We start from the raw sequence: 18,521 nt of genomic DNA, 5'->3' as shown, positions 1-18,521 counted from the left end.
GGGGCACCTCGCCTAGGCTCGGCCCATGACCGGACAGCCTTCGTTTCCGCGGCAGTACGCCCGTACGCAGCGCTTCACCCTGGGCGCCCCGCGCAGCTACACCGTCTCCCCCGACGCCGCGCGGATCGTCTTCCTCCGTTCTCCCTCGGGCACCGAGCGCAGCCAGCAGCTGTGGGTGCTGGACCTGGACGAGGGGCGGGAGTTCACCGCCGCCGATCCCGCGGCCCTGCTGGCCGGCGCCGAGGAGGATCTCTCCCCGCAGGAGCGGGCGCGCCGCGAGCGCAGCCGGGAGAGTTCGGCGGGCATCGTGGGCTATGCCACGGACGCCGCCGTGGAGTTGGCGGCGTTCCCGCTCTCCGGCCGGCTGTTCGTCTCCGAGCTGCGGGCCGGCACCACGCGTGAACTCCCGGTGCCGGGCCCGGTGGTGGACCCCCGGCCGTCCCCGGACGGCCGGCACGTCGCCTTCGTGGCGGAGGGCCGGCTGCGGGTGGTCGCGGTGGACGGCGCGACGACCTCGGACGGCGACGGGACGGCGGACGGCGGCGGGACGGCGGACCGGGTGCTGGCCGAGCCGGACGGGCCCGAGGTGACCTGGGGCCTCGCGGAGTTCATCGCGGCCGAGGAAATGGGGCGGTACCGGGGCTTCTGGTGGTCACCGGACAGCGACGCGGTGCTGGCCGCGCGGGTGGACGAGGCGCCGGTGCGGCGCTGGTGGATCTCCGACCCGGCGCACCCGGACCGCGAGCCCGCCCGGATCGCGTACCCGGCCGCCGGCACCGCCAACGCCGAGGTCTCGTTGTCCCTGTTCGGGCTGGACGGCTCGCGCACCGACATCGACTGGGACCGCGCGCGCTACCCCTATCTCGCCCGCGTCCACTGGTCCGCGGCCGGCCCGCCGCTGCTCCTCGTCCAGGCCCGGGACCAGCGCGACCAGCGCTACCTGACGGTCGACACCGCGACCGGCGCGACCCGGACGGTGCACGAGGACGAGGACGAGGCGTGGGTCGAGCCGTTCCCCGGGGTGCCCGCCTGGACGCCGGACGGCCGGCTGGTGCGGATCGCCGACGAGGGCGGCGCGCGCAAGCTGTTCGTCGGCGACCGGCCGCTGACCGGGGCGCCGCTGCACGTACGGGCGGTGCTGGACATCGGCGAGGAGGACGTGCTGTTCTCCGCGAGCGGCGCCGACATGCACGACATCGGCGTCTACCGCGCCTGGTTCCGCGGCAGCGGCGACCAGGGCGGCTGGGAGCGGGTGGGCGACCGGCCGTACCCGACGGTGTCCTCCGCGGTGCGCGGCGGCGAGCTGACCGTGCTCTCCCAGACGTCGCTGGAGCGCCCCGGCACCCAGGTGGACGTGGTCCGGCTGGATCCGGACGGCGGCGAGAAGACCCTCGCCACGATCGGCTCGTACGCCGAGGAGCCGGCGCTCACCGCCCGACCCCGGCTGGTCCTGGCCGGCGAGCGGGAGATCCCGTGCGCGGTGCTGCTGCCCGACGGCTACGCGGAGGGCGACGGTCCGCTGCCGGTGCTGCTGGACCCGTACGGCGGTCCGCACGGCCAGCGGGTGGTCGCCGCGCACAACGCGCATCTGACGTCGCAGTGGTTCGCCGACCAGGGGTTCGCGGTGATCGTCGCGGACGGCCGGGGCACCCCGGGCCGCTCCCCCGGCTGGGAGAAGGCGGTCTCCCGGCGGCTGGCCGAGATCACCCTGGACGACCAGGTGCACGCGCTGCAGGCACTGGCCGGATCCTTTCCCCTGGACCTCGGGCGGGTGGCGATCCGCGGCTGGTCCTTCGGCGGCTATCTGGCGGGGCTGGCCGCGCTGCGCCGGCCCGATGTCTTCCATGCCGCGGTGGTCGGCGCCCCGGTGACCGACCTCCGGCTGTACGACACCCACTACCAGGAGCGGTACCTCGGCCACCCGGACGAGGAACCGGCCGTCTACGCGGAGAACTCACTGGTCACGGACGAGGGGCTGGCCGGGGCGAAGGAACCGCACCGCCCGATGCTGATCGTGCACGGCCTGGCCGACGACAACGTGGTCGTCGCCCACTCACTGCGACTCTCCTCGGCCCTGCTGGCCGCCGGCCGGCCGCACGAGGTCCTGCCGCTGTCCGGCGTGACCCACATGACGCCCCAGGAACAGGTGACCGAAAACCTGCTGCTCCTCCAGGTCGACTTCCTCAAGCGGTCACTGGGGATGCGGGCCTGACCGAGGTCGCCGCTCCGCCGTCGGCGCCTTGACGCGGGAATACCCCCGCACCCCCGCCCCGTTGCGGCCCCGAAGGGGCGCACGCGTCCCCTACGGGATCCGTTCGACCGCCCCCCAGGGCCCCGGCCGACCCACCCACCCCGCCCCGTGGTTCACCAGCCCGGCGGGAGGGTGGTCGGCGGGGGCGGGGCGTGCGGGGGCCGGGCCTCGCCCGGGGCGGAGCCGTAGGCGTGTACCTCGTCCGGGTCCGCGGCGGGCGGCGGCAGGCCGGGCCGGGCCGCGGCGATCAGCACGAGCGGGCCCGCGGCCGCCGACAGGGCCGCCGCGGCGAGCCCGAGCTGGGCCCCGCCCGGCAGCACCGCCAACCGCCCGAACTCCCCCGCGCGCATGGCGAGGGCGAGCGCCACCGCACCGTGCACGGCCAGCAGTGCCCCGGCGGCGGCCGTCGCCGGCCGGGCCCAGGCGGCCCGGCGGAACGCGGCCGCCGCGGCGGCCAGCGCCAACAGCGCCAGCACCGCCGCCTCCCAGTCGGCCGGGGGCTCCAGCAGGGCCCCTACGGCGCCCGTCCCGCCGGTCAGCCGCCTGCCGTACGCCTCGCCGCCGAGCCGTACCCAGTGGTGGATCTCCCGGGCCGTCAGGGCCAGTCCCGCGACGGCCAGGAGGAGGCCGGCGACGACCGCCGGCCCCTTGTGCGGCCGGCCGGCCGGACCGGGGTCCGCCCCGTACGGCACCGCGTGCACGACCCCGTACGCCGAGGACGCCACCTCGGGCAGGGCGTCGGTACGACGTCCGCCGGGCCGGCCCGGGCGCCCGCGCCGCCGGACCGCACCGGCCGCCACCGCGCACAGCACCGCCGCCGCCACGAGCTGGGCCGCGGCGGTCGCCCGGGTCCAGGTCAGCAGCCGGTCGTCCTGAACAGGCAGCCGGGCCGCCGCCGTCCACAGCACCGGCAGCCGCAGCAGGGCGGTGCCGGCCGCGAGGGAGCACAGGGCGCCGGCGGCCACGGACGGGGCGGGGGCCCGGTGCCGTACGGCCGCCGCGGCGGCCGGCGCGCCGAGCACCAGCAGCGGGTCCAGGGCCGAGGTGGCCCAGACGGTGTCCCCGCCCGGGCGGAGGGCCGCGCCGCACCAGTGCCGCCACAGGTCCGCGCCCTGCCCGGCGACGGTGAGGTCCCGGACGATCCAGCCGGCGCCGGACAGCGCGAGCAGCACGCAGAGCCAAGTGGCGGCGCGGCGCCTGCCGTTGGTGAGAAAGCTGTCCCGCTCTGTGGACACGGCCCGTCCCCCGTCCGTGTCGGTGTGCCGGGTGGCCTCGGGCGCCGCGGGGACGCGGCGTCCACCGCAGATCTACTCCACTACCGGCGCGGGCACAACAGACCGGGACGAGGTGCGGCGACGGGCCGCCGCGCCGCGGGGACGAAATACCCCGAAACGGCAACCGGCCGGGCCGCCACCTGGCGTCCCGGCCGGTCCACGGCACCCGCACGGCCGTACGTTGTTCATCATGGCGCGTCCGTATATCGGTGTTGCGACAGTCAAGTTACCGTCAAGTAAAAGCATTTGGTGCGCATTTGTCCCCCATGTCGCATATCGCGCCCCCCTGTCAAGCACGCCCTGGCGTCGATCTGCGCAATCTTCGCTCAAGAAGTAGACGACCTGTTCGCGAGCACACCCGATCCCCTTGACTCCGCCATAAATCACTTGCGAAAGTCCGCTCATCCAGCGGTGCGAATCGACACCGCTTCACGTTCCAAGAGAACTCGGCGCGGGGGCACTTCGCGATGACTAGTCCATCCCAGACCGCCGCTGACAGGTCCGACACCCCAGGGCTTGGATCCGGCGGCCTGAAGAAGGAAAAGAAGGGCAAGGGCGGTGAGCTCGTCGGCCGTTCCCCCGGCCAATTGATGTGGACGCGCTTCAAGCGCGACCGCACCGGCATGATCTGCGCGATCGTCGTACTCGCCTTCTTCGTCATCGCGGCACTGGCCCCGGTGATCAGTGCGCTGTACGGCAAGGACCCGTACACCCTCTACGGCAGCGACGACCCGAATCTCCTCGATGAATTCGGCTATCCGGCCGGACCCAACGGCGGGATCTCCCCGGAGCATTGGTTCGGCATCGAGCCGCAGCTGGGCCGCGATGTGTTCATGCGGCTGGTCTACGGCATGCGGATGTCGCTCGGCATCTCCGTCGCGGTGACCCTCCTGACCGTGGTCACCGGCATCATCATCGGCATCACCGCCGGCTACATCGGCGGCAAGACGGACTACTTCCTCAGCCGGGTGATCGACTTCCTGCTGGCGTTCCCGAGCCAGCTGACCTTCGTGGCCTTCATGCCGGTCGTGGTGGCGCTCTTCGTGCCGCCGGGCGACGAGACCCCGACCTATGTGCGGGTCTGCGCCCTGATCATCGTGCAGTGGTCCCTGGGCTGGATGGGTCTGGCCCGACTGCTCCGCGGCCAGGTGCTCTCCCTGCGCGAGCGGGAGTTCGTCGAGGCCGCGAAGATCACCGGCGCCTCGCCCTGGCGGATCATCCGCAAGGAACTGCTGCCGAACGTCGTCACTCCGGTGCTGGTGCAGGGCACCTACATGCTGCCCCTCTTCGTGACCGCGGAGGCGGGTCTGTCCTTCCTGGGCGTCGGCATCGTCGAGCCGACCCCGGACTGGGGTGCGCTGTTCCAGGCGGGCGCGCGCTTCTACGAGAACGACCCGACCTTCCTGCTCATCCCCGCCGTGGCCATGGTGGTCTTCGTGCTCTGCTTCAACCTGCTCGGAGACTCGGTACGCGACGCCTTCGATCCCAAGTCCGGGCGCTGATCGTCCGCTTGAGGGGGCTTGCTGTCACCCCACCCGTCCGGGCCTGTCCCGGGATGCGTCAGACAGCACATCTGGACCCACCAACTGACAGGCAGGTGCTTGGAACCCCATGAACGCACTTTCTACGCGCAGAGCACGCGCGGCGATCGTGGCCCTCGCGGCCGGATCGCTCGCGCTCACCGGCTGCAGCGGCGGCAGCAACAACAACAAGGACAAGGCGCAGACCGACGCGGACGCCGCGGCCCAGGCCAAGACGATCCCGATGGGCACCGCCGCCGACTCCACCGGCCCGGCCGTCGCCGTCAAGGGTGCCCGCAACGGCGGCACCATCCGCGTGTACCAGCGTGACAGCTACAACCACCTGGACCCGGGTCAGATGTACGTCAGCGACATGAAGGCGCTGTCGCAGCTGATCTTCCGCGGGCTGACCGCCTTCAAGCAGGACGACAAGGGCAACGCCAAGGTCGTCGGTGACCTCGCCACCGACGCCGGCCAGATGTCCGACGGCGGCAAGACCTGGAAGTACACGCTCAAGGACGGCATCAAGTTCGAGGACGGCAAGCCGATCACCTCGAAGGACATCCGCCACTCCATAGAGCGTCTGTACGCCAAGTTCATCACCGACGGCCCGACCTACGTCCAGACCTGGCTGTCGGGCGCCGGCACCACGTACCGCAAGGCGCTGCCGGACGGTCCGTACAAGGGCGACCACCTGCCCAAGAGCGTCCTGGACACGCCGGACGACAAGACCATCATCTTCCACTTCAAGAAGCCGCAGTCGCAGCTGCCGTACGCGCTGACGATGCCCGGCTACAGCGTGGTCCCGGACAGCGCCAAGGACACCAAGGACGCCTACGACGTGGCGCCGGTGTGCTCCGGTCCGTACAAGATCGCGTCGTTCAAGTCCGGCAAGTCCATGCAGCTGGTGCGCAACAAGAACTGGGACGCGAAGACCGACCCGGTCCACCACCAGTACCCGGACGGCTTCAACATCACCTTCAACCACCAGGCGTCGGACTCCACCAAGCGCCTGATGGCCGACCAGGGTGAGGCCAAGAACGCGGTGAGCTTCACCAACGCGGTGGACCCCACGCTGACCAAGGACGTGCTGAACAACGCCAGCGCCAGCAAGCGCATGGTGCAGGGCTACCAGCCCTACGTCTGGCAGATGAACTTCAACATGGACCGCCTGAAGGACAAGCGGATCCGTGACGCGATCACCTACGCGCTGCCGGACCAGCAGCTCGTCCGCCTCAACGGCGGCAGCTACGGCGGTGAGATCGCCGGCGGTCTGCTCGCGCCGACCGTCGCGGGCTACAAGAAGGGCTACGACCCCTACGGCAAGCTCTCGCACCCCAACGGTGAGCCGGAGAAGGCCAAGAAGCTCCTCAAGGAGGCCGGCAAGACGGGCATGAAGCTCGTCTACGCCTACTCCAACACCGAGTCCCGCCAGAAGGAAGCCGTCGCCATCGAGGACGCGCTGACCAAGGCCGGCTTCAACGTGCAGAAGAAGGAGGTCGACGCGGCCTCCTGGTACGAGCAGATGGGCAAGGTCGACAACGGCTTCGACATCTACATGACCGGCTGGGGCCAGGACTGGCCGGACGCCTCGACCGTGATCCCGCCGTCGTACGACGGCACCACGATCCAGGACGGCGCCTCGAACTACTCCCACGTCAACGACAAGCACGTGAACTCCGAGATCGCCCGCATCTCCGAGATCACCGACGTCAAGAAGGCGACCGAGGAGTGGCAGAAGCTGCACCAGTACATCGTGGAGAAGGTCAACCCGGCCGCGCCGGCCTTCTACACCAAGGTGCTCCAGCTGTACGGCTCGAACGTCGGTGGCATCCGCTACAACCTGGATGTCAGCTACCTCGACCCGAACACGCTGTACCTGAAGAAGTAGCAGGAGCGGTTGCCCCTTGAGGCAACCGCCCGACGAAGGCACTCCGGAGAGCGCGCACACGGCGGAACGCGCGCCCTCCGGGGTCTTCGTCCGCCACCCCTCACGCCCACTGCCGCCGCCGTCCTGAGAGCAGCGAACTGCCATGCTTCAATTCCTACTTCGCCGGACGTTCGGCGCTGTTGTCATCCTCGTCCTGCTCAGTGCCTTCACCTTCTTCGTGTTCTTCGGCGCCGGTGACCCGGCGGCGATGTCCTGCGGAAAGAACTGCACCGCGGACAACATCGCGCTGATCCACCAGAACCTCGGCCTCGACAAGCCGCTGCCCACCCAGTACTGGGACTGGCTGGTCGGCATCTTCGCCGGCCGGGACTACTCCATCGGCCACTGCAGCGCCCCCTGCTTCGGCTACTCCTTCGCCACCAAGCAGGACGTCTGGTCCACCCTGATCGACCGGCTCCCCACCACCGCCTCGCTGGCCATCGGCGGCGCCGCGGTGTTCCTGACCGTCGGTCTGGGCACCGGCCTGCTCGCCGCCTACAAGCGCGGCTCGCTGATCGACAAGGTGCTCACCTCGATCTCGATGGTGCTGAGCTCGGCGCAGATCTACATCCTCGGCCCGATCGCGCTCGGCCTGTTCGTGTACAGCGGCCTGATGGACTCGCCCAAGTACGTGAACTTCACCTCGGACCCGGCCGGCTGGTTCATGGGCCTGCTGCTCCCCTGGGTCGTGATGGCGACCATCTTCACCGCGCAGTACACCCGTATGTCCCGCTCGACGATGATCGAGCAGCTGCAGGAGGAACACGTCCGGACGGCCAAGGCCAAGGGCATGTCCAGCAGTTACGTCTTCCTGCGCTACGCCTGGCGCGGTTCGCTGATCCCGATCGTGACCATCCTCGGCATGGACCTCAGCTCGCTGTTCGGCGGCGCGATGATCACCGAGTTCACCTTCCAGCTGGCCGGCGTCGGACGGCTCGCGATCGACTCCGTCATCACCCTTGATCTGCCCATGGTCCTGGGCGTGCTGGTCTTCAGCGCCGCCCTGATCCTGGTGTTCAACATCATCGTGGATGCGACGTACGCCTTCATCGACCCGCGCGTGCGCCTGTCCTAGGAGAGCCTGAAGTGACCACACTCACCAAGACCGAAGGCACCACCGTGCCGTCCGGGTCCGACCCCTTCCTGTCCGTCCGTGATCTGCACGTGCGGTTCTCCACCGAGGACGGCATCGTCAAGGCGGTCGACGGTCTCTCCTTCGATCTGGAACGCGGCGAAACGCTCGGCATCGTCGGCGAATCGGGCTCCGGCAAGTCGGTGACCAACCTGGCGATCCTGGGCCTGCACAACCCCAAGGCCACCGAGATCAGCGGCGAGATCATGCTGGACGGCCAGGAGCTGACCGGGGCCAAGGAACGGACCCTGGAGAAGCTCCGCGGCAACAAGATGGCGATGATCTTCCAGGACGCGCTGACCGCGCTGTCGCCGTACTACACGGTCGGCCGGCAGATCGCCGAGCCGTTCATGAAGCACACCGGCGCCAGCAAGCGCGAGGGCCGGCAGCGCGCCATCGAGATGCTGACCAAGGTCGGCATCCCGCAGCCCAACCTGCGGGTGGACGACTACCCGCACCAGTTCTCCGGCGGTATGCGCCAGCGCGCCATGATCGCCATGGCACTGGTCTGCAACCCCCAGCTGCTGATCGCCGACGAGCCGACCACCGCCCTCGACGTCACCGTCCAGGCGCAGATCCTCGACCTGCTCAAGGACCTCCAGCAGGAGTTCGGCTCCGCGATCATCCTGATCACCCACGACCTCGGCGTGGTCGCCAACACGGCGGACAAGCTCCTGGTGATGTACGCGGGCCGGGCGGTCGAGCGGGGCTCCGTCAAGGAGATCCTCACCGAGCCGCGGCACCCGTACACCTGGGGCCTGCTCAGCTCGATGCCGCGGCTCTCCTCGGACGTCAGCGAGGCGCTGCACCCGATCCCGGGCTCGCCGCCGAGCCTGCTGAACCCGCCGTCGGGCTGCCCGTTCAACCCCCGCTGCGGCTTCACCGGCGAGGTCGGCGGCAGCAGCTGCACCGACGAGCGGCCGCCGCTGGCGCCGGGCCGCGCCGCCGCGTGCCACCTGAGCGCCGAGCAGAAGCAGACCTTCTTCATCGAGCAGATCAAGCCCCGGCTGGGCTAGGGAGCGACCACCATGACCGACAACGTCACCCTCCCCGCGCCCCGTGACGCCGTGCCCGCGAAGGGCGAGCCGCTGCTCACCGCCGAGGGCCTGACCAAGCACTTCCCGATCTACGGCGGCTTCCCGTTCAAGCGGAAGGTCGGCGCGGTGCAGGCCGTCGACGGCGTCGACCTGACCGTGCACGCCGGGGAGAGCTTCGGCCTGGTCGGCGAGTCCGGCTGCGGCAAGTCCACCACCGGGCGGCTGCTCACCCGGCTGATGGAGCCGACCTCCGGCAGGATCACCTACCAGGGCCAGGACATCACCCACGCGGGCCGCAAGGAACTGGAGCCGATCCGCTCCGAGATCCAGATGATCTTCCAGGACCCGTACGCCTCGCTCAACCCGCGGCAGACGGTCGGCACGATCATCGGCGGCCCGATGGAGATCAACGGGATCAACCCGCCCGGTGGCCGGGAGAAGCGGATCCGCGAACTCCTGGAGACCGTGGGCCTGAACCCGGAGCACTACAACCGCTTCCCGCACGAGTTCTCCGGCGGCCAGCGGCAGCGCATCGGCGTCGCCCGGGCGCTCGCCCTGGAGCCGAAGCTGATCGTCGCCGACGAGCCGGTCTCCGCGCTCGACGTGTCGATCCAGGCGCAGGTCGTCAACCTGCTCCAGGACCTCCAGCGGGAGCTGGGCATCGCGTTCCTGTTCATCGCCCACGACCTGGCGATCGTGCGGCACTTCAGCGAGCGGGTCGCGGTCATGTACCTCGGCAAGGTCGTCGAGGTGGGCAGCCGCGACGAGATCTACAACCGGCCCCGCCACCCGTACACCCACGCGCTGCTCTCGGCCGTGCCCGAGGCCAAGTTCGTGGAGAGCGAGGAGGAGGAGCGAGAGCGCATCCGCCTCGCCGGTGACGTGCCCTCGCCGGTCAACCCGCCCTCGGGCTGCCGCTTCCGCACCCGCTGCTGGAAGGCGCAGGAGAAGTGCGCGACGGAGGAGCCGCCGCTGATCCAGCTCGACGGCAACGCCGGCGGTCACCTGACGGCCTGCCACTTCCCCGAGGAGCCGACCACCGCGGCCCGCGACGAGGACATCGTCCTGGACCCGGCGCTGGCGGCCATCGAGGAGGCCGCGGCGGAGTCGGAGAGCTCCGAGTAACGCGGACGCGACGGCCCTGCGCCGCCGTGGCGGGAATGATCCCCGCCACGGCGGCGCTGTCGTTTCCACAGGAGGTGGGGGCCGATGCGGATCGGGGAGCTTTCGCAGCGTACGGGCACGCCCCGGCGGCTGTTGCGCTATTACGAGGAGCAGGGGCTGATCGTCTCGGACCGCTGCGCCAACGGCTATCGGGCCTACGACGAGCCGACCGTCGACCGGGTGCTGCAGATCCGGGGCCTGCTGGACGCCGGGCTGCCGACCCGGATCATCCGGCAGATCCTGCCCTGTCTGAACGGTCCCCGGGCGATCCACTTCCCGGACGCGACCCCGGAGATGCTCGCCACGCTGGAGCACGAGCGGGACCGGATGACCGAACGCATCGAGACCCTGTGCCGCAACCGTGACGCCATCGGCGCGTATCTGGCCGTCGTGCGCGGCGGCGTCCGGGCCTGAGGCGCCGGCTACTCGCTCGGCACGACGTGCCGCTCCTCGGCGAAGTGGCAGGCCGAGGCGTGGTGTGCCGGTCCGGTCGACTCCCGGAACTCCGGCGGGACGTCGAGCGGCGGGACGACCTCGGCGCAGAGCGGGCGGGCCTTCCAGCAGCGGGTGCGGAAGGGGCAGCCGGACGGCGGGTCGGCGGGTGAGGGGACGTCGCCGCTGAGCAGGATGCGGTCGCGGTGCGCGCGGGCCTCCGGGTCGGGGACCGGGACGGCGGAGAGCAGGGCCTGGGTGTAGGGGTGGGTGGGGTGGTCGTAGATCTGCTCGTCGGTGCCGGTCTCGGCGATCCGGCCCAGGTACATCACGGCGATCCGGTCGGAGATGTGCCGGACGACGGACAGGTCGTGCGCGATGAAGACGTAGGAGAGGTCGAACTCGTCCTGCAACTGCTCCAGGAGGTTGACCACTTGGGCCTGGACGGAGACGTCCAGCGCGGAGACCGGTTCGTCGGCGACGATGATCTCCGGGCGCAGTGCCAGGCCGCGGGCGATGCCGATGCGCTGGCGCTGGCCGCCGGAGAACTGGTGCGGGTAGCGGTTGATGAACTCCGGGTTGAGCCCGACGACTTCGAGGAGTTCCTGGACCCGCCGGCGGCGGTCCGTCCTGGGGGCGACCTCCGGGTGGATCTCGTACGGTTCGCCGATGATGTCGCCCACCGTCATCCGGGGGTTGAGGGAGGTGTAGGGGTCCTGGAAGACCATCTGGATGTTGCGGCGCACGGAGGTGAGGGCGCGGCCCGAGAGGGCGGTGATGTCCTCGCCGCGGTAGTGGATCCGGCCGGACGTCGGGCGCTCCAGGCCGACCAGCAGCCGGGCGAGGGTGGATTTCCCGCACCCCGATTCACCGACCACGCCGAGCGTTTCGCCCTTTCGGAGGTCGAAGGAGACCCCGTCGACGGCCTTGACCGCGCCGATCTGCTTCCGGAAGAGCACGCCCTGGGTGAGCGGGAAGTGCTTGACCAGGTCGCGCACTTCGAGGAGGGGTTCACCGGGCGCCATCGAGGGTCTCCTTCCAGAAGTGGCAGGCGCTTGCCCGGCCGGGGCCGGCCTCGTACAGCGGCGGCGGGTCGGTGCGGCAGATGTCCTGGGCCAGCGGGCAGCGCGGGTGGAAGGGGCAGCCCGGCGGGATGGCGGTCAGGCTGGGCGGCAGGCCCTTGATGGCGTGCAGCCGGCGGCCCTTGTGGTCCAGCCGCGGGATGGACTCCAGCAGTCCGCGGGTGTACGGGTGGGCGGGCGCGCGGTAGAGGGCGTGGACGGGCGCGGTCTCGACGATCCGGCCCGCGTACATCACCGCGATGGTGTCGGCGACGTCCGCGACCACCCCGAGGTCGTGGGTGATCAGGATCAGTCCCATGGTGAGCTCGCGCTGCAGCTCGGCGAGCAGGTCCATCACCTGGGCCTGCACGGTGACGTCCAGCGCGGTGGTCGGCTCGTCCGCGATGATCAGGTCCGGGCCGAGGGCCAGCGCCATGGCGATCATGATGCGCTGGCGCATCCCGCCGGAGAACTGGTGCGGGTAGTCGTCCACCCGCGCCCGGGCGGCGGGGATGCCGACCCGCTCCATCAGCTCCACGGCCCGGCCGCGGGCCTCCTTGCGGGACGTCCCCTCGTGGACCCGGAACATCTCCGCGAGCTGGGCCCCGACGCTGAGGACCGGGTTCAGCGCGGACAGCGCGTCCTGGAAGATCATCGCCATCTTGGCGCCGCGGATCCGGCGCCGCTCCTCCCTGCGCAGGGTCAGCAGGTCCCGGCCGTGGAAGAGCACCTGGCCGCCGGTCACCCGGCCGGGCGGGGAGTCGAGGATGCCCATCACGGCCTGGGCGGTGACGGACTTGCCGGAGCCGGATTCGCCGAGCACCGCCAGGGTCTCCCCCGGCGCCACGCGGTAGCTGACGCCGTTGACGGCGTGCGCCACCCCGTCCCGGGTCCGGAACTCCACCGTCAGGTCCCGTACGTCCAGCAGGGCCGTCCCGCCGCCCTCCCCGCCGTGCCCGTCGTTCGTCATCTGCCGTCTCCTCAGCGCAACTTGGGGTCGAGGGCGTCGCGGACCGCGTCGCCGAGCATGATGAAGGCCAGGACGGTGATGCTCAGCGCGCCCGCGGGCCACAGCAGCATGTGCGGGGCGCTGCGGATGTAGGCGGAGGCCGTGGAGATGTCGATGCCCCAGGACACGGTCGGCGGCTTCAGGCCCGCGCCCAGGTAGGAGAGCGTGGCCTCCAGCGCGATGTACGTCCCGAGCGCGATGGTGGCGACGACGATGACGGGCGCCACCGCGTTGGGCGCGATGTGCCGCAGCAGCAGCCGCCCGTTGCCGGCGCCCAGCGCCCGCGCGGCCTGTACGTAGTCGTTCTGCTTCGCGGTGACGACCGAGCCGCGGGCGATCCGGGAGACCTGCGGCCAGCCGAGCAGCACGATGAAGCCGACCACCGGCCAGACGGTGGTGCTGGTGACGACGGAGAGGAAGACCAGGCCGCCGAGGATCACCGGGATGCCGAAGAAGATGTCGGCGAGCCGGGAGAGCAGGGTGTCGCCCCAGCCGCCGAAGAACCCGGCCAGCCCGCCGAGCAGGCTGCCCAGCAGCGCCGCGCCGGCGGTGGCGCAGACGCCGACGGTGATGGAGGCCCGGGCGCCGTAGACGACCCGGGTGTAGACGTCCCGGCCCTGGGTGTCGAAGCCGAAGGGGTGGCCGGGCTGGGAGCCCTGCTGGGCCTTGGCGAGGTCGGCGCGGTAGGGGTTGCCGGTGGCGATCAGCTGCGGCCAGATCGCGATGACCACCAGGAAGACGATGACCAGCGCGGAGAGCACGAAGACCGGGTTGCGGCGCAGATCGTGCCAGGCGTCGCTCCACAGGCTGCGGGGTTTGCCGACGGGGGCGCCGGGCGGGCCGGCGGACGGCGGTGCGGCGGACGGGCGGCGCTCCAGCGACTCCGCCTCGCCGATGGCCAGCGCGGCGGTACCGCCGTCGCCGTGGCCGATGGCTTCCTTGGGGACGTAGGGATCAGGCATAGCGGATCCTCGGGTCGAGGACGGCGTACAGCAGGTCGACGAGGAGGTTGGCGAGCAGGAAGACCAGCACCAGGATCGTCACGAAGCCCACCACGGTCGGCGAGTTCTGCCGCAGGATCCCCTGGTAGAGCTGGAATCCCACGCCGTGGATGTTGAAGATCCGCTCGGTGACGATCGCGCCGCCCATCAGGGCGCCGATGTCGGTGCCGATGAAGGTGACGACCGGGATCAGCGAATTGCGCAGCAGGTGCCGGGTGATGACGCGGTGTCGGGGCAGGCCCTTGGCGAGCGCGGTGCGGACGTAGTCGGCGCGGGCGTTCTCGGCGATGGAGGTGCGGGTCAGCCGGGTCACGTAGGCGAGCGAGACCAGCGCCAGCACCAGTCCGGGCAGCAGCAGTTCGTTCAGCGGCGCCTCCGGGGCGACGGAGGGCGCCGCCCAGGCCCACCGGACACCGAACACGAACTGCAGCAGATAGCCGCTGACGAACGTCGGGACGGAGACCACGATCAGCGACAGCAGCAGCACGCTGGTGTCGATGCCCCGGCCGCGCCGCAGCCCGCTGAACACCCCCAGCGTGATGCCCACCAGCATTTCCAGCACGATGGCGACCAGGGTCAGCCGGAGCGTCACGGGAAAGGCGGAGGCCATGAGTTCGGTGACCGACTGCCCGTTGAACGCGGTGCCGAAATTCCCCTGGAAGATCTGGCCCATGTAGTGCAGGTACTGCTTTCCCAGTGGCTGGTCGAGATAGAGGTCGCGGCGGATCTGCGCGGCGGTGGCGGGGTCCGGTGCCCGGTCGCCGAACATGGCCGCGACCGGGTCACCCAGGGCATAGACCATGAAGAAGATGAGGAAGGTGCTGCCGATGAACACCGGGATCATCTGCAACAGCCGCCGGACCACATAACGTCCCACGCGCGCCCCGCCTCTCTTTTCCGCTCAGTTGACCGTGATCGCGTTGTAGACCGGCACGCTGAACGGATTCAGCGCGACATGGCTGATCCGCTCCGAGTAGCCGCCGCTGCCGTTCTGGTACCACAGCGGAATCGCCGGCATCTGCTGCGCGAGGATCTTCTCCGCGTCCTGGAACGTCGCCACGGCCTTTCCCCGGTCCGTCGCCGCATTCGCCGCGTCGACCAGTTTGTCGAACCGCCGGTCGCTGAACTTTCCGTCGTTGGCGGATCCGTTGGTGTAATACAGCGGCTGCAGGAAGTTCTGGATCAGCGGGTAGTCCATCTGCCAGCCGGCCCGGAACGGCCCGGTCATCCCCTTCGCCGAAATCTTGTTCCGGAAGTCGGCGAAGGTACCGACCGGATCGCCCACACAGGCCCGGTCGTTGCCCAGCGTCCGGTTGATGCTGTTGCAGATCGCGTCGATCCAGTCCTTGTGCGAGCCGGTGTCCGCGTTGTACGAGAGGGTCATCCGGCCGCCCGGCAGTCCCCCGCCCTCCTTGATCAGCCGCCGTGCCTCGGCCGGGTCGAACTCGCAGGCCGCACCGCACAGCCCGGCCCGGTAGCCGCCGTCCGCACCCAGTACGGGCGAGGTCCAGTCGGTCGCCGGGGTGCGGGTGTTCTCGAAGATCTCCTTCGTGATCTGCTTCCGGTCGATGGCCATCGACAGCCCCCGCCGGACCTTGTCCGACCCCGGCCGCGACCACTCCTTCCGGTACATCGGAAAGGTGAGCGTCTGAATGATCCCGGCCGGCTGGTTGATGTATCGCCCGCCCAGATCCGACGTCACGTGCCGCAATTGCGAGGCCGGCACGTCGTCCACCAGATCGAGGTTCCCCGCCTGCAGATCCGTGTACGCGGTGTTGTTGTCCGTGTAGACCCGGAGATCGATCCCGCCGTTGCGCGCCGGATCACTGCCCGGGTACTTCCCCCATTTCCGCATCCGCATAACGGACCCCTTCTCGTAGGAGTCCACCAGATACGGCCCGTTCCCCACCGGTTTCCGCAGCCAGCCGTCATGGTCGGTGAAGAACGCCCGGGGCAGCGGCATGAACGCGGAATAGCCGAGGGTGTCCGGCCAGCTGGAGAATTTCTGGTTCAGCCGGACGGTGAAGGTCTTGTCGTCCTTGACCACCAGCCCCGACAGCGTCCGGGCGGTGGGCTTCCCGTTCTCCGGATGCACCCGGTCGAAGCCGTCGATGTACTGGAAGAACGGCGCGTTCTTCTGCTTGTTGCCGATGAAGGCGCCGTAATTCCAGGCGTCGACAAAGGACTTGGCGGTGACCTTCTCCCCGTTGCTGAAGGTCCAGCCCGGTTTCAGGGTGACCGTGAAGTTCTGCGAATCCGGCGTCTCGATCCGCTCCGCGAGCACGTTCTCCGCCGCGCCGGTCTTCGGGTTGTACCGCTTGAGCCCCCGGAACAGCATTTCCAGGACTTTCCCGCCCTGGACCTCGTTGGTGTTCGCCGGCTCCAGCGGGTTCTGCGGATCCCCCCACGAAGCAGTGACCACACCGGACCGGCCGGTGCTTCCGCCCCCGCAGGCGGTGGCCGTCAGCGCGACGGCCGCGGCGAGGGCGCAGGCCCCCCACTGCACGCGCCCGCGTCCGCGCATGACGCCTCCTCAGATCCGCGATCAGGCCTAGCCCACATAAGATCGCAAACCGGGATGTAGCGCACTTCGACGGCGACTGCCACTGCTCCATTTGCCGCCGCGCGGGAGTGCGGCGACGGACCGCCGGGGGTGCGAAAAGGCCGGTGGGGGTGCACGTAAGTGATCACGTGCACCCCCACCGGCCTCAATTCAGGGGGGGAGGACCTCAGCGCTTCGCGCGCGACGCCGTGCGCCCGCGCTCCTTCTGGTCCAGGACGACCTTGCGGATGCGCACGGCCTCCGGGGTCACCTCGACGCACTCGTCGTCGCGGCAGAACTCCAGGGACTGCTCCAGCGACAGCTTCCGCGGCGGCACGATCGCCTCGAAGGAGTCGGCCGAGGAGGAGCGCATGTTGGTGAGCTTCTTCTCCTTGGTGATGTTGACGTCCATGTCGTCGGCGCGGGAGTTCTCACCGACGATCATGCCCTCGTACACCTCGGTGCCCGGGTCGGTGAAGAGGACGCCGCGCTCCTGGAGGTTCGTCATCGCGAAGGCGGTGACGGAACCGGAGCGGTCGGCGACCAGGGAGCCGTTGTTGCGGGTCTGCAGCGCGCCGAACCACGGCTCGTGGCCCTCGTGGATGGAGTGCGCGATGCCGGTGCCGCGGGTGTTGGTCAGGAACTCCGTACGGAAGCCGATCAGACCGCGGGAGGGGACGACGAACTCCATGCGGACCCAGCCGGAGCCGTGGTTGGACATGTTGTCCATCCGGCCCTTGCGGACGCCCATGAGCTGGGTGACGGCGCCCATGTGCTCCTCGGGCACGTCGATGGTCATGCGCTCGACGGGCTCGTAGGTCTTGCCGTCGACCTCCTTGGTGACGACCTGCGGCTTGCCGATCGTCATCTCGAAGCCCTCGCGGCGCATCTGCTCGACGAGGATGGCCAGCGCCAGCTCACCGCGGCCCTGCACCTCCCAGGCGTCGGGGCGCTCGGTGTCCAGGACGCGGAGCGAGACGTTACCGATCAGCTCGCGGTCGAGGCGGTCCTTGACCTGGCGGGCGGTGACCTTGCGGTCCTTGACCGCGGCCTTGGCGTCCGCGCCCTTGCCGGTGCCACCGCGGCCGACCAGCGGCGAGGTGTTCGTGCCGATGGTCATCGAGATCGCGGGCTCGTCGACCGTGATCAGCGGCAGCGCGATCGGGTTCTCCGGGTCGGCCAGCGTCTCGCCGATCATGATGTCGGGGATACCGGCGACCGCGCAGATGTCGCCCGGGCCGGCCTTCTCGGCGGGCTTGCGGGTGAGCGCCTCGGTCATCATCAGCTCGGTGATGCGGACGTTGGAGATCGTGCCGTCGCGCTTGATCCAGGCGACGTTCTGGCCCTTGCGCAGCTCGCCCTGCTCGACGCGGAGCAGCGCGATGCGGCCGAGGAAGTTGTCCGCGTCGAGGTTGGTGACGTGCGCCTGCAGCGGGGCGGCGTCGTCGTACTCGGGCGCCGGGACGTGCTCCAGCAGCGTGGAGAAGAACGGCTCCAGGTTGGTGCTGTCGGCCGGGACCGTGCCGTCCTCCGGCTTGGTCAGCGAGGCGACGCCGTCCCGGGCGCAGGCGTAGACGATCGGGAACTCGATCTGGTCCTCGTCCGCGTCGAGGTCGAGGAAGAGGTCGTAGGTCTCGTTGACGACCTCGTCGATGCGGGAGTCCGGGCGGTCGGTCTTGTTGATGCACAGGATGACCGGCATCCGGGCCGCGAGCGCCTTGCGGAGCACGAAGCGGGTCTGCGGCAGCGGGCCCTCGGAGGCGTCGACCAGCAGGACGACCGCGTCGACCATCGACAGGCCGCGCTCGACCTCACCGCCGAAGTCGGCGTGGCCGGGGGTGTCGATGATGTTGATCGTGATGGGCTCCCCGCCGTCCTTGGGGTGATACTTCACCGCCGTGTTCTTGGCGAGGATCGTGATGCCCTTCTCACGCTCCAGGTCGTTGGAGTCCATCATCCGGTCGTCGAGCTTCTCGGCGGCGTGCTCGGCGAACGCGCCGGCCTGCTTCAGCATGGCGTCGACGAGGGTCGTCTTGCCGTGGTCGACGTGGGCGACGATGGCGACGTTACGAATGTCGTGGCGCGTGGGCACTAGCGGTGCTTCTCCCGGAATCGTGGATGGCAGCGCGTACGGACCGGTACGCGCGCCCGCCGGGCATGAAGACGCC

14 protein-coding genes are annotated in these 18,521 nt (G+C 70.1%); 7 read left to right on the top strand and 7 right to left on the bottom strand.

Features of this window, described 5'->3' with window-relative positions:
- Positions 1 to 25 precede the first annotated feature (25 nt).
- Entirely contained in the window at positions 26 to 2,212 is a 2,187-nt protein-coding gene (locus V2J85_RS20570; protein ID WP_330822403.1) for a S9 family peptidase, read from the top strand.
- Positions 2,213 to 2,364: 152 nt separating this feature from the next.
- On the opposite strand, the gene V2J85_RS20565 is transcribed toward V2J85_RS20570, so the two are convergent.
- Positions 2,365 to 3,486 carry a hypothetical protein gene (locus V2J85_RS20565; RefSeq protein WP_330822402.1) on the bottom strand — a complete coding sequence of 374 codons (1,122 nt, stop codon included), beginning with the start codon at positions 3,484 to 3,486 and terminating at the stop codon, positions 2,365 to 2,367.
- A 506-nt stretch (positions 3,487 to 3,992) separates the two neighbouring features.
- Here V2J85_RS20565 and V2J85_RS20560 point away from each other — a divergent pair.
- The 6 genes from V2J85_RS20560 to V2J85_RS20535 all read left to right on the top strand — a co-directional run bounded on the left by V2J85_RS20560 (position 3,993) and on the right by V2J85_RS20535 (position 10,722).
- The gene (locus tag V2J85_RS20560; RefSeq protein ID WP_261955869.1) at positions 3,993 to 5,027 is read left to right on the top strand and encodes an ABC transporter permease; all 1,035 of its coding nucleotides are present in this window, start codon (positions 3,993 to 3,995) and stop codon (positions 5,025 to 5,027) included.
- A 109-nt stretch (positions 5,028 to 5,136) separates the two neighbouring features.
- Positions 5,137 to 6,936 (top strand): ABC transporter substrate-binding protein, encoded by a 1,800-nt coding sequence (locus V2J85_RS20555; RefSeq protein ID WP_261955870.1) that lies wholly within the window; start codon positions 5,137 to 5,139, stop codon positions 6,934 to 6,936.
- A 142-nt stretch (positions 6,937 to 7,078) separates the two neighbouring features.
- On the top strand, positions 7,079 to 8,050 hold the full coding sequence (locus V2J85_RS20550) for an ABC transporter permease (RefSeq protein ID WP_261955871.1): 972 nt from the start codon (positions 7,079 to 7,081) through the stop codon (positions 8,048 to 8,050).
- Between the two features lie 11 nt (positions 8,051 to 8,061).
- Positions 8,062 to 9,123: an ABC transporter ATP-binding protein gene (locus V2J85_RS20545; protein WP_330822401.1), complete on the top strand. Its 1,062-nt coding sequence runs from the start codon at positions 8,062 to 8,064 to the stop codon at positions 9,121 to 9,123.
- A gap of 12 nt (positions 9,124 to 9,135) precedes the next feature.
- The gene (locus V2J85_RS20540; protein WP_261955873.1) at positions 9,136 to 10,269 is read left to right on the top strand and encodes an ABC transporter ATP-binding protein; all 1,134 of its coding nucleotides are present in this window, start codon (positions 9,136 to 9,138) and stop codon (positions 10,267 to 10,269) included.
- A gap of 84 nt (positions 10,270 to 10,353) precedes the next feature.
- Positions 10,354 to 10,722 (top strand): MerR family transcriptional regulator, encoded by a 369-nt coding sequence (locus V2J85_RS20535; protein WP_261955874.1) that lies wholly within the window; start codon positions 10,354 to 10,356, stop codon positions 10,720 to 10,722.
- A gap of 8 nt (positions 10,723 to 10,730) precedes the next feature.
- Here V2J85_RS20535 and V2J85_RS20530 read toward each other — a convergent pair whose 3' ends face one another.
- The 6 genes from V2J85_RS20530 to typA all read right to left on the bottom strand — a co-directional run bounded on the left by V2J85_RS20530 (position 10,731) and on the right by typA (position 18,445).
- Positions 10,731 to 11,765 carry an ABC transporter ATP-binding protein gene (locus tag V2J85_RS20530; RefSeq protein WP_261955875.1) on the bottom strand — a complete coding sequence of 345 codons (1,035 nt, stop codon included), beginning with the start codon at positions 11,763 to 11,765 and terminating at the stop codon, positions 10,731 to 10,733.
- Complete coding sequence (locus V2J85_RS20525) at positions 11,752 to 12,771, bottom strand: ABC transporter ATP-binding protein (protein WP_261955876.1); 1,020 nt, start codon at positions 12,769 to 12,771, stop codon at positions 11,752 to 11,754. The genes V2J85_RS20530 and V2J85_RS20525 overlap by 14 nt, the downstream gene beginning before the upstream one ends.
- A gap of 11 nt (positions 12,772 to 12,782) precedes the next feature.
- Positions 12,783 to 13,772 carry an ABC transporter permease gene (locus V2J85_RS20520; protein WP_261955877.1) on the bottom strand — a complete coding sequence of 330 codons (990 nt, stop codon included), beginning with the start codon at positions 13,770 to 13,772 and terminating at the stop codon, positions 12,783 to 12,785.
- Complete coding sequence (locus tag V2J85_RS20515; RefSeq protein WP_261955878.1) at positions 13,765 to 14,688, bottom strand: ABC transporter permease; 924 nt, start codon at positions 14,686 to 14,688, stop codon at positions 13,765 to 13,767. The genes V2J85_RS20520 and V2J85_RS20515 overlap by 8 nt, the downstream gene beginning before the upstream one ends.
- Before the next feature lie 24 nt (positions 14,689 to 14,712).
- A complete protein-coding gene (locus V2J85_RS20510) occupies positions 14,713 to 16,335 on the bottom strand; it encodes a peptide ABC transporter substrate-binding protein (protein ID WP_330822400.1) in 1,623 nt (540 codons plus the stop codon).
- A gap of 205 nt (positions 16,336 to 16,540) precedes the next feature.
- A complete protein-coding gene (typA, locus tag V2J85_RS20505) occupies positions 16,541 to 18,445 on the bottom strand; it encodes a translational GTPase TypA (RefSeq protein ID WP_261955880.1) in 1,905 nt (634 codons plus the stop codon).
- Positions 18,446 to 18,521 lie beyond the last annotated feature (76 nt).

The sequence above is a fragment of the Streptomyces bugieae genome (assembly GCF_036352915.1).
GTDB classification, from domain to species: domain Bacteria; phylum Actinomycetota; class Actinomycetes; order Streptomycetales; family Streptomycetaceae; genus Streptomyces; species Streptomyces endophytica.
Note: the sequence above shows the minus strand (reverse complement) of the source record. Positions and strands in the feature narration are given on the sequence as shown.

Excerpts from the sequence above, each read along its gene's own strand:
- V2J85_RS20570 (WP_330822403.1), top strand. The coding sequence starts at position 26 with ATGACCGGACAGCCTTCGTTTCCGCGGCAGTACGCCCGTACGCAGCGC.
- V2J85_RS20555 (WP_261955870.1), top strand. The coding sequence starts at position 5,137 with ATGAACGCACTTTCTACGCGCAGAGCACGCGCGGCGATCGTGGCCCTC.
- V2J85_RS20560 (WP_261955869.1), top strand. The coding sequence starts at position 3,993 with ATGACTAGTCCATCCCAGACCGCCGCTGACAGGTCCGACACCCCAGGG.
- V2J85_RS20530 (WP_261955875.1), bottom strand. The coding sequence starts at position 11,765 with ATGGCGCCCGGTGAACCCCTCCTCGAAGTGCGCGACCTGGTCAAGCAC.
- V2J85_RS20525 (WP_261955876.1), bottom strand. The coding sequence starts at position 12,771 with ATGACGAACGACGGGCACGGCGGGGAGGGCGGCGGGACGGCCCTGCTG.
- V2J85_RS20520 (WP_261955877.1), bottom strand. The coding sequence starts at position 13,772 with ATGCCTGATCCCTACGTCCCCAAGGAAGCCATCGGCCACGGCGACGGC.
- V2J85_RS20550 (WP_261955871.1), top strand. The coding sequence starts at position 7,079 with ATGCTTCAATTCCTACTTCGCCGGACGTTCGGCGCTGTTGTCATCCTC.
- V2J85_RS20535 (WP_261955874.1), top strand. The coding sequence starts at position 10,354 with ATGCGGATCGGGGAGCTTTCGCAGCGTACGGGCACGCCCCGGCGGCTG.
- V2J85_RS20540 (WP_261955873.1), top strand. The coding sequence starts at position 9,136 with ATGACCGACAACGTCACCCTCCCCGCGCCCCGTGACGCCGTGCCCGCG.
- V2J85_RS20510 (WP_330822400.1), bottom strand. The coding sequence starts at position 16,335 with ATGCGCGGACGCGGGCGCGTGCAGTGGGGGGCCTGCGCCCTCGCCGCG.